The sequence below is a fragment of the Sphingomonas parva (ex Maeng et al. 2020) genome (genome assembly GCF_004564275.1).
GTDB lineage: Bacteria > Pseudomonadota > Alphaproteobacteria > Sphingomonadales > Sphingomonadaceae > Allosphingosinicella > Allosphingosinicella parva.
This window is the reverse complement of record NZ_SPDV01000083.1, coordinates 1-318: the sequence shown is the minus strand read 5'-3', so window position 1 is coordinate 318 and position 318 is coordinate 1. Positions and strand designations below refer to the sequence as shown.

The window sequence follows — 318 nt, the reverse complement described above, 5'->3', positions numbered from 1 at the left end:
CGGCGCGACCGGCGTCACCGTCCAGGGCGAGACCGACGTCAGCGTCGGCGGCGCGACATCGAGCGGCGGCCTGGTCACGGTACAGTCGACGCTCGGCGGCGTCACCGCCGGACCGCTCGCCGGCGCGACCGGGGTTATGGTGCTCGGCCAGACCAATGTCCGACTCGCCTCGGCGACGTCGTCGACCGGCCCGGTCGCGGTCACCGCCACCACCGGCGACGTCTCCGGTCTGGCGCTCGGTTCTCCCGCCACCGACGGCCGGCTGCTGGCCAATTTCGGCCGGGCGGACCTGACCGCGAGCGGCGCCAGCCAGACGAT

At 74.8% G+C, this 318-nt stretch carries 1 protein-coding gene; it reads left to right on the top strand.

What is annotated here, in order from left to right; genetic code table 11:
- Positions 1–318: hypothetical protein (locus E2493_RS21465; RefSeq protein ID WP_225421619.1), on the top strand; the 318-nt coding region annotated here is incomplete at both ends.